The following is an 11,131-nucleotide window of genomic DNA, read 5'->3' as shown; positions in this document are numbered from 1 at the left end:
ACAGAAAAAGAAAGCATAGCAGCATTGCTTATAAAACACCCCAAGCAATAGAAGAACTATTCAAAGACTCTGCATAAAACTTAATCTTTTTGTGTCCAAGATATTGACTCAAATCCAGTTTTTAAATGAAAAATACAAAGAAATTTATCGCAACTGCGTCATTATCAGCGTTATTACTCGGAGGAGGGTTCACAGCAATTAACTCTGATGTATTCGCAGCTTATGAAAAATCAAATTCTAAGCTAGTTGAAGTACTTTCACAAGATTCGGTAACAAAAGCAAAAACATTAACAGATTTCGACAATATTCAATATAAAGATTTTAAGTTTGGTGAATTCTTCGGTGGTTTTAGTATTCATTATAATGAAAATGGGACGACCGAAGTAACAAGTTCCACTGGAGAAACAGTATTAGTAGATAATGAAGTTTTTGATATATACTCAACGGCAGAGATTTTAGAACAATTATTTGAAAATGAGCATACTGATGTATCAGCTGAAGGCGTACAAGAGCTTAAGAGAAAAGAAGCTTCAATCATTCGTATGGATCCATGGACGATGCTTTATAATGAAATTGAAAGTAAGAATATTGATACTGAAGGGAAAACATTTGGGCAATTGTACGATGAGAGTGATTTAAAGAAGCTCGCAACACCTGTAAATTATTTGTCAAAGGCAAAGTACTATGGCCTAGAAGTAGAAGATAAAACGATGGATGAAATTAAAGCTGAAGTTTTAGGTTATAATGCTTCCTTAAAACTTAGGGAGGAATCAAGAGATCTACCTTATGACCCAAATTGGTTAGTAGAAGGTGAACAATGGTGGGTTGAAATCTTTGGAACTGAACCTACAGATCAATAAGATTGATAGTGTGAAATTGAAATAATAATAAATAACAACAAATAGATAAAGGTGCGACCTTATTTTTAAGAGGTTTCGCCTTTTATTGTGAAACATACTAGAAAAATAAGATGAACAAGTCGACAGAGTACTTTTTCTCTACTCCAAGTGCAGATTATGAGGTTCTTGTTTTGTCTTGACCCCACCCTTTGAAGTTTTATTTTGTTTCTTAGCAAACGGGTAAGTATACTTTATACGATAGTTTCGTGTATTTCCAAGTTGATATGAATGGTTATTTATTGGGTTATTATAATCAGTAAAAATATCAATATGTTTATTTAATAGTAAGAAACACATAACATTTCAAACAAAAACCCCGGCAAATCCCTCTAAATCGCCTCTTAAGCCAAAATCACAAATTTTAATATTTTGGTATTATAGTAACAACCCATTTTCGCCCTTTACGTTCATATATAGTGTAACGTTTGGCAGTAAAACGTTACTGTTTTGTAGCGTTTTACTTTTCTCTCTAAGATAAGGCAGATGAAATGTAACAATAAAGGATAAATTTAGATGTCTTTAATATCTTAAAATGAATCTTTAATAATAGGGCTAAAAATTTATCGACAAAATTAGAGAAGCAGAATATCGTTTTCTAAAATCCAACAGGATATAACAAGAATGCATTTAACTCTTAATAGAAGAAAGTTGAAATCTAAGTGAGGTAGAATTACTAAATGAGGTGATTTAGTGAGTAACAATGTCAAAAAGCCAGTGCTAAAAGGTTGGCTTTTTTGGATTATAGCTTTCACTTTAGGAGTTGTAATTACTGGGTCATTAAAATAGGTAGAACCTTGAGCACAAAAAGTAAACAGGGTTCTACCTATTTTAAATGCACTTTATAACAAATTCCACCTCAAGATGATGTAACTGATGATATATTAGTTTAAAAAATATCGAGTAAAAAACGATACTAGGAATGAGTACATTTAAAGTTAGTTAACACATATTAACAACACATCATAATAGACTCAACGAATCAATTTTACTTTCCACACCAAAAGTTCATTGAATACATAACTTAGTATTCAATGAGAATCACCTCATATAGTCTCTACTCTTCGGAGCAGGGGCTTTTTTATGAAAAGGTAATTTCGTCTAAGAGCATCTCAGAAACTTTGATCAATCACAAAAATGTTATAAAAAAAAGAAGAATAAGGTCATAGAATTCATATTAATGTTCTATTTCACTCGCATATTCCATAATTTAGAATTGTAAAATGAAAAATTGGGAGGTTTCAAATTGATACTTACATATATTACAGCTTTAGATGAAAATTGTGTAATTGTTACTTCAGCTCAAGAGTCTATTGAAATACCACTAGGAGAAACACTAGCATTTCACCACACTGCGGATTTTAGGATACAAGGAAAGGCAAAAGTCGTAGCAAATTCAGGTACTATTTTCTACACCTAAAGCGTCCTTAATAACTTGCTATCAATGTAAAAAATGGCAAACCTCATCTCCAAACAGTGGAGAGAGGTTTTTAAGTTTGTTTGAGTCAATGGACGAAAACACCTATTAAAAGCAAATTCCAAGTAACTATCGAATTGTTTTAATTTCTCATTTGATTTTAATCGTAATATAGCGGGATTGGAGTATACACAGTCACAAAAGTTTAATGTTTTGCCTACGAATATAGAATTTTATATTGTTGTAAAATACGGTATTATTTTTTTATGGAGGGTTTGTTGAAGAAGATATTTTTCGATGGGGTATAATGAGTTTAGTATTATGGCTTATAATGGATGTTGGTATTTTGAATATAAGTCAAGGTTTTAAATTTGGTTTTCACACGTTTTCAGAATTAGTATTTAATATCATGCTAAATACCTTTATGATTTTGGTTACTAGCATAATAGCTATCCCTATTTTCATTTTATCTTTTTTTCTTACTTGTAGAAAATACGAAAAGAAGTGGTACAGAAATAAGTTAACTTTATGAAACACAATGATTATGGTGATTACTATTGCTGAAGAAATTCAGTCTTTTTTGTTGCTTTTTAAAAATGGACAGACAGCATTTTTAAAATTTGTAGGTTAGGTTACGTAAGTCTAAAAGAAGGTAAGAATCTTATACTTTGGTAATATCAGGAATGAGTTTAGTTGCTTTTGGTTTGTCTTAATTAGTATATATTTAATTAAGTGTACAAAGCACCTAAAAGAAACGTGTATATGCTTTTGTTTCGATATTGCTTCATTACACCAATAGAAGGAGAAGTGAAATGGTTATACAATCTAATATGTCTCCACAAGGAATTGTAGATATTTGGAAAGAAACAGAAGTTGTTTTCGATAAGTATAATGTACCAATAACAGCACAACCATTAGATATCTTAGTAAAGAATGGACTCTTGCATTCACTGCTTAAAGAACTGAATTCTGTTGTCGGAAGTTCGACTGCCACTTGTATAGAGGGTGGCTGACAAATGCCAGAGAAAAAGGGGTAGGTTACTCCTATATAAATTGAACAGTAGGGTTTCTTAGAATACAGAAACTCTACTGTTATATTGAAATCTGCTTAACTTACAAAATTTCCGAAACGTCCGGAGACCCCATTTAGCTATATTTAGTACATATATGAATGCCTGAGAGAGTTCTAAACGAACATGTACAAGCACCCGAGTCTTGGTGCCTGCAATATTAAAGGAAGTTAAAGAGACTGTAACTGCCTTTGGTCGTTATTGTGTTTATATAGTAAAAATAGGCATTAAATCTTATAAATTCTGTACCAACACTAAATTAATCATTAATTTTCCCAAATGAATCCAAATAATCTAATTAGGCTCAGTATGTTTTTCACTCCCTTTCTACAATGATTTCATTTACTTATATATGAAAATATTATGTTATTTGTTAGTGGATCATACTTTATATATAGTAATACAAAAAACGATGTATTGATCCTTTAATTATTCCTCAGCTACACATTCTTTTTTCCAGGCATCCTCATATGCCATCTAAATATTTTTAAGTGTAGCCTTACCTCTAACTTCTTCTGAACTTAATTTAATACCTATTTGACTCGCTCTTTGAGATAACCAATTAGCAGCATGCTTATACTTTGTTTCACATGAGCATTTATCATAATACTCAGCAAATTTAACCTCAATCTCAACATATTCCAACACACTATTAAACTTCTCTATGTGGTTTTATTTTTTATGTATGTCAATATAAATGGAAGTAACTCAACCATCAAATACAGAGCACCTTGAATTAATTCCACCCAATTAATCGCATCCATATTATTCTTTTTCCTTTTGATTCAATGTCAGTGACAATGCAACAGTGTTTAGGTTAGGTACATGCCTGGTTTCTAACAGGTTGGAATACACCTGGGATATAGAGGTGTCCCTCATTTAACAGCGTTTGAGTCTCTCGACAGGTTAATTAAGGTAATGAGGAATTATACATACTCTGGTGATTGGTGGAGGATTGATAGGGTAATAGGATAAATATAACCTTATGGAAATATGTTTATAGATTTAAGATATAAAATGACTTTTATCATGAAATCATTTAGGGGTACTCTGTTGCATACACTTAATCAAACAAATAAATGGAGGTTGGTACGATGGTACTGGCTTATGTTTTGACTAGATCGCCAGGTAATAATATGCTTACCGTTATTGATACGAAGACGCATTCAGTCATTGCAAAAATGAATATTCCATCTGTAGAAGCCACAAATAATATAGCAATTTCACCAGATGGTAAAATGGTTTATACTACTGTCCCAATGGCAGTTGGAGGAACTGTATCTGTAATTGACACAAAAACCCATTCTATTATTGCTAATGTAGCAGTGGGGGATAACCCAAATAATATTGCAATTACCCCAGATGGGAAGCTTGCATATGTTACCAATCGAGACTCCGGAAGTGTTTCAGTTATTGATACAAAAACTCATACTGTTATTTCTACTATAATTACGAATGGAGCCCCTTTAAATATTGCAATTACCCCAGATGGAAAACTGGCTTATGTTGTTAATGACAACATGAATATCGTTTCAGCAATAGATACGAAGACACACTTTGTGATTGCTACTATACCAGTAGACTCTCCATCTAGTATGCTTGCATTTACCCCAGATGGAAAATTAGCCTACACAGTAGACACTGGCTCAGGTAGGGTGTCCGTCATAGATACTAAGGTACACTCAGTTATTGCTTCTATTACAATAGCAGGAAACCCAACTAACGTAGCCATTACCCCAGATGGGAAGCTTGCATATGTTATTGCTGGGGCTTTTGGTGACACGCCTGTTTCAGTAATAGATGTAAAAACCCATTCAATTATTGCTGAATTCCCTATAACTAGAGCAAATAGCTTAGCCATTTCGCCTGATGGAACAGTAGTATATTTAACTATTGAGTCAGATAATACAGTGCCTGTCATTGATGTAAAAACTCAGTCTATAATAGCGACTATTCAAGTTGAGAACGGGGGAAGCATCCAAGAACCGATTGATAATATCGCTTTTACTCATGATGGAAAATTAGCATATGTTGCGAACAGAACAGCTGATAGTGTATCTGTGATTGACGTAAAGACACATTCAGTAATCGCAACAGTTCCTGTCACTTTACCTGAGGTAATTAAGTTTATACTGTGATAAAAGCCAGTCATAATTGCTACCTTTCCTGTAAACACAAGAAAAGAAGTATTTTATTGTTATATTTGAACAATTACAGTTTAGGTTCTTTTGTCTAATAAACATAATGGATATTCTGGTGCTATTTTAAATTTTGATCATCATTTAGTGAGGAAAAAATATAATATACTGTACCTTTGAATTGACATGCTTGACATAGCAAAAATCCCTTACTTAATGAGTAGGGATTTTTTGATTATTGCATTGATTTCTACAGAAACTTATTTATTTTTATCGCCTTTCGGAAAGGTAATGACATTTATGCATCGGCAATTAGAATTTACTACTAAACTCCCTGTTCCATTATCCAAGACGGATAGACGATACATATGACATCCTAGTGGTGGATGGTCACAGACTGTATTATTTGGGGTTAATGTGTACACTGGATCCCTTTCATCAACCACAACATACTCACATAATGTTGTTGTCATCCCACCTGTAACTCGTTCAACTACATATCTAATATTTAGATCATCACTCGTACTCGTACTATCAACCACCTCCAAGTCGACCATCGTATCAATTTTTGCAATCCAGTCCTTTTCTGTAACCTTTATTGTATCTGTTGTTAGCTCTAAAGATATAGTACCAGAAAAATCTTTTAATGTGACCGTCCCAAATTGACAATTGCAGAATATTTCGTTGTCTTTTCCTTTGCAATTACAAGCAGACATTTTCTTTCATTCCTTTCAGTAATAGTAGGGGATGAACTATTTCACCCTATCTTATTAGTAGATGTTTGTGTATGTATTTTTGTAACTGACATTAGTCCATGAATTATGAAAGAAATACTGACAATGTCAATGGAAGTAATGGATAAAAGTAATATTATGTTTGATATTTGTTATATAATCCTGATAGAGGAGTTTACAGAAGATGATAGTATCCAGAATTTGTACGTATATAATGACTTAGTTATTTTGGGTAATGGTATATATTTGTTGAAAAGGACTGCAAAGTAGAGTGTTATATAAGGACGATGTCTAAAGTGCATTCCAACAGATTCGAATACATTTGAACGATTTTGAGGTATCCCCATTCAACAACGTTTGAATCTATGGACAGCGTAATTAAGGTAATGAGGAATTGTTCATACTCTGGAGTGGGGGAAGGATAGCAAGAGTAATAGAGTAAATATTAACTAACATGACTATCAATTTAAGATAATACACGACTTTTATCATGAAATCATTTAAAGATACTCTGTCGCATACACTTTATCAAACGAATATAAGGAGGTCTCTACAATAATGGTACTGGCTTATGTGACTAACGAGGGAGAAAATACAGTATCCGTCATAAATTCAAGTACGCATAAATTAATTGCAACTGTGGCTGTTGGGTTCAGACCAAGAGCTATTGCAAGTACTCCTGATGGGAAAGTGGCTTATGTAGTTAATTTTGGGAGTGAACAAACGGCCTCCACTGTTTCAGTTATTGATACGAAAACTCATGTTGTGATTGCTACTGTACCTGTAGGAATTGACCCAATGGAGGTTGCAATTACCCCAGATGGGAAAATTGCTTATGTCTCAAACAATCGTTCAAATAGTCTGTCGGTGATAGATACAAAGACACATTCAGTTATGGCCACCATAAACTTAGGTAACGATAGTTTCCCGAATGTTATCTCCATTACTCCGGATGGGAAACTCGCTTATGTCGCAAATAATGTATCTAGTGTTGTGTCAGTTATAGATACAAAGACACATTCTATTATTGCTACAATATCTGTCAGTAGTAATCCACGTGATGTCGATTTTACTTCGGAAGGGAAACTTGCTTATGTCTCCAGCTTCAACGATCGTAATTTGTCAATAGTTGATACAAAAACACACATCGTTATAGCTACAGTGATGTTAAGGGTTGATCCATTTTTTATTACTATTTCTCCAGATGGAAAATTAGTTTATGTATTGAATCAGGCTGGACAAGGTTCTGTCTCAGTAATTGAAACCAAAACACATGCCGTGATTGCAACAATTTTGGTAGGTGCTCAAGGAGATCAACCAATTAGCATGGCCTTCACTCCAGATGGAAAAATAGTGTATGTAGTCACCTTAGGCGGCAGTACCGTAACTGTCATTGATACTAAGACCCATTCAATAATAGCGACTGTTCAATTAGTGGAGGGACAGTTGTTTGTAGCTTTTACCCCAGATGGGAAACTCGCTTACGTTGGAAATGTTGATGGGACTGTGTCAGTTATTGCAGTGAATACCCATTCTTTAATTGCTACAGTACCTGTCGGTGTAAATCCATTTGCAATAGCATTCATACCTTAAATATGGGAGAATTATCTATTATTTACGGTAATCACAATTAAACAAGTATGTTAATACAAGATATAAAAGTGAGTATACAAAATGTAAGCATCCTACTTTGGGTGTTTTTTATTGTGGATATTGTTAATAACGTGTGGATAAAAATACTTGTCACCTTATTAATATTCATTTTGTATTATAGAAAAATGAATATGTGTAGGTGAAGGAAGTAGTAGGGAAGTATCTCTAGTGGATGGAGGATTGTGGAAATATGTTTATAGATCTAAGGTGAAACAAGACTTTTACCGTGAAAACATTTATGGATATCTAGGTGCATAAAGTGTTTTAAACGGATAAAAGGAGGTCGGTCTATGGGCCTGGCTTACGTTGTGAACGGGAACGATTACTGTCATAGATTCGAACACTTATTCTATAATTGCAACCGTCAAACGTTGCTGTGAATTCTAGTGCTATTGTCATTGCACCAGTCAGAAAATTAGCTTATTTACTTGCCCCTAGTAGTGGAGTTTTCAACTTGCTTTAATTGAAGTGAATGTTGTTAACAGGATTAAGTGTATATTTGTTGAATTACTATAAAATTAGCAGAGAAGGGAAAGGAGAGACTCACAGTGCTTAGTGATCATGTGTTAAATCAAATTAAAGAACTACAAGAAATATGCGAAACAGAAGAACAAATATTATTGAAATTAAATTGGGATGTATTAAGAACACGAAACTCGCAAGAGAAAAGAAATTTCTTTCATGAGGAGAACGGAAAACTAGTCGGTTTTTTAGGAGTGTACTGGTTTGGTACTAAGATAGAGATCTGTGGAATGGTTCACCCCAAATATAGAAGAAAGGGGATTTTCTCCATCCTGTTACAAGAAGCTTTAACAGAATGTAATAAGGGGGAATTCTCTAGTGTTTTACTCAATGCTCCTGCTGAGTCCGTTTCTGCAAAACATTTTTTGAACAAGAATCTATATACTTATCGCTTTTCAGAGTATCAAATGAAACTTAAAGAAACTTCATTATCATTTTCACCAGATGTAGTGATTCGAAAAGCAAGAAAAGAAGACCAACAACTCGAAGTTGAATTAGATGTGCAATGCTTTAATTTTGAACGAGAAGATGCGATAGATTTTAATAAAAGGATTAAAGAAGAAGAAACGAGATCTTTTTATATGATTGATTATGTTGGACAAACGGTTGGGAAAATCACAATAGATCGCAGCAACGAAGAATCTTGGATATATGGATTTGCAATATTGCCAGCACATCAAGGAAAAGGCATTGGTAGAAAAGCATTAATAAATGCGGTGTTAAGGGAGCAAGAAAAAGGGTATAGGATTTTTTTAGATGTAGAAACATCGAATCAAAATGCTTTGAAATTGTATACAGATTGTGGCTTTGTATCGTATAGTGTTCAAGACTACTATGAAAAACAGCAAGATAAATAAATCTTTTATTTTAATATCAAAGTAGATCATTATAAGATTAACAATAAAATATTATTCCAATATTACAATGGATAGGATTCATTACAAGAACCCATTAAGGCTAATACAAGTATTTTGCAATAAGTTCCAAAAATATGAGGGTACTCTTGGCTGTTGGCGTCCTATCCGGGATGGCAGCTTCGATTGAAGAGGAGTCCCTATGAATAAGTGGAGATGCCAGAAGACAAATTACTCATGCAAGTGCGTTAAATTACGCAGCTCAAAGAGGTAGAAACTCATTATTTAGGCAATTGGCTCGAATTAGTCAAGGGTTTAGCATTTGTATGGAAACAGAAGCTAATTTCAGCGTGTCACAACTCAAGTGGTATAACTGTAGATATGCATATAAGGACTTATATAGAGGTTAATTTTAACATATTATTTTGAAATTTCTTTTCTTCTATTTATTATATCTATTAAAACTGCACCCAATAAGGAAAATCCCAATACAATTGACAGAAAAATAATCACAACCATATCAATAATTGGATCATATCCTTGTGAAACATATGACATTTTTAAATAAACCAAACCAATACTTAATGAAGAAACAGTAGATGGTATATACTTCATAAATTTTTTTGATTTATTCTTGCTTACTCTATATAGCAAAACTGAAAGAAAAGTAATGATAACTATTACAGCGAGAAAAGTGATATAAGCACTCATGTTTTACAACCTCTCCTTTAATCAATTACTAACAGGAAATTCTTTTATTACAAATTTATAAAAAAATAAAATCTATATGAAAACACCTATGTTGGTGCTACGATAATTGCAATTACTGGAGAAACAAAGGGGAACTAGAGTTTTGACAAAATAATATAATAAAGTTGCTTATGTAAAAGGCAAACGACCCTTATATCCTTGAATTATCCTCTCACTTACTTTACATTGGAAGAAAAAAAGTTAATTAATGTGTTTTTTAAACTAACAGGCGCATTTCTAATAGAAATGCGCTATTTTTGATAGGGAACTTTAATAGTGAGAATGTTTATAGATATCACACCATTATCATTATTATAAACTACATGTTAGAGTGAAAAATCTCATTGTAGATGAAATCATGATTTTAAATAACGAACAAATAGCTATCTATAAATTCCTATGTTCCCATTGTTCTAGTGCCAATTCGTACATCTCATCCCAAGTTTCAAAAGATGTGTTTGTCTGCATAAATTTATTTTGTTCTGATAACGGAGTAAAGGTGTCTGGAAATATAGAAGAGTAACTCTCAAAGAATTCACTATGATTTTTAAATCTAGTATATTGTTGAAGAAATTCAGATGTATATAGGTCGGCCGAGTCAATTAAAGTAAATTCAATTTTATGTGCATGATCGTTGGATTCAAGGTGAGGTGGTGTAACTAAACATTCAAGTAATACTTTTAGGTTTTCCATAATAATGCCTCCTTTCTTCAATTATAATGCTGTTTTTATACTTTATTAGTTGAAATATTGGATATTTTATGAATATTACTTAGTCATTTAGAGGTGAATTAATGTTATATGCTCACGAAAGTTATTTAGCTGAAGTTAAGCAACTAGAGAAGATGCAAAGTTGATATGTAAAAACGTACAACACAGAGTTAATTATTATTAAAATGAAGGATTAAGTGGACTTATGGAAAGACGAGGGAGAAAAAAGATTAGTAAAGCCACTTAGTTTACTAATCTTTAATCATATACCAAGATTGAAACAATATGTAATGCTAGAAAAGAGTTGTGATTGTTTTTATGGTAATCCAGTATTTGTTTAACCTCAAGATTTGTTAATACACTATCATGACGATCTTGACCGTGTA

Annotated in this window: 10 protein-coding genes; 6 read left to right on the top strand and 4 right to left on the bottom strand. The window is 32.9% G+C overall.

Features of this window, described 5'->3' with window-relative positions; genetic code table 11:
• The first annotated feature begins 125 nt into the window (after window positions 1–125).
• The 3 genes from SLH48_RS18290 to SLH48_RS18280 all read left to right on the top strand — a co-directional run bounded on the left by SLH48_RS18290 (window position 126) and on the right by SLH48_RS18280 (window position 3,326).
• Window positions 126–860 (top strand): hypothetical protein, encoded by a 735-nt coding sequence (locus SLH48_RS18290; RefSeq protein ID WP_320259326.1) that lies wholly within the window; start codon window positions 126–128, stop codon window positions 858–860.
• A 1,282-nt stretch (window positions 861–2,142) separates the two neighbouring features.
• Window positions 2,143–2,316, top strand: a complete 174-nt coding sequence (locus SLH48_RS18285; RefSeq protein ID WP_214483107.1) for a hypothetical protein — start codon at window positions 2,143–2,145, stop codon at window positions 2,314–2,316.
• An 809-nt stretch (window positions 2,317–3,125) separates the two neighbouring features.
• Entirely contained in the window at window positions 3,126–3,326 is a 201-nt protein-coding gene (locus tag SLH48_RS18280) for a hypothetical protein (RefSeq protein WP_214483109.1), read from the top strand.
• 534 nt (window positions 3,327–3,860) lie between these two features.
• On the opposite strand, the gene SLH48_RS18275 is transcribed toward SLH48_RS18280, so the two are convergent.
• On the bottom strand, window positions 3,861–4,031 hold the full coding sequence (locus SLH48_RS18275) for a hypothetical protein (protein ID WP_320259325.1): 171 nt from the start codon (window positions 4,029–4,031) through the stop codon (window positions 3,861–3,863).
• A gap of 446 nt (window positions 4,032–4,477) precedes the next feature.
• Here SLH48_RS18275 and SLH48_RS18270 point away from each other — a divergent pair, with 446 nt between their 5' ends.
• Entirely contained in the window at window positions 4,478–5,521 is a 1,044-nt protein-coding gene (locus SLH48_RS18270) for a cytochrome D1 domain-containing protein (RefSeq protein WP_320259324.1), read from the top strand.
• Between the two features lie 260 nt (window positions 5,522–5,781).
• Here the strand turns inward: SLH48_RS18270 and SLH48_RS18265 are convergent, their stop codons facing one another.
• On the bottom strand, window positions 5,782–6,237 hold the full coding sequence (locus SLH48_RS18265; protein WP_320259323.1) for a hypothetical protein: 456 nt from the start codon (window positions 6,235–6,237) through the stop codon (window positions 5,782–5,784).
• Between the two features lie 576 nt (window positions 6,238–6,813).
• Between SLH48_RS18265 and SLH48_RS18260 the strand changes: the two genes are divergently transcribed.
• Complete coding sequence (locus SLH48_RS18260; protein ID WP_320259322.1) at window positions 6,814–7,848, top strand: cytochrome D1 domain-containing protein; 1,035 nt, start codon at window positions 6,814–6,816, stop codon at window positions 7,846–7,848.
• 608 nt (window positions 7,849–8,456) lie between these two features.
• Window positions 8,457–9,287, top strand: coding sequence for a GNAT family N-acetyltransferase (locus tag SLH48_RS18255; protein ID WP_320259321.1), 831 nt, complete (start codon window positions 8,457–8,459; stop codon window positions 9,285–9,287).
• 417 nt (window positions 9,288–9,704) lie between these two features.
• Here the strand turns inward: SLH48_RS18255 and SLH48_RS18250 are convergent, their stop codons facing one another.
• Window positions 9,705–9,995 (bottom strand): hypothetical protein, encoded by a 291-nt coding sequence (locus SLH48_RS18250; RefSeq protein WP_320259320.1) that lies wholly within the window; start codon window positions 9,993–9,995, stop codon window positions 9,705–9,707.
• Window positions 9,996–10,421: 426 nt separating this feature from the next.
• Entirely contained in the window at window positions 10,422–10,727 is a 306-nt protein-coding gene (locus SLH48_RS18245; protein WP_320259319.1) for a hypothetical protein, read from the bottom strand.
• Window positions 10,728–11,131 lie beyond the last annotated feature (404 nt).

Origin of the sequence: Cytobacillus sp. IB215316, assembly GCF_033963865.1 — a bacterium.
Classification (GTDB): domain Bacteria; phylum Bacillota; class Bacilli; order Bacillales; family SM2101; genus Nanhaiella; species Nanhaiella sioensis.
This window is presented reverse-complemented; position numbering and strand designations above follow the sequence as displayed.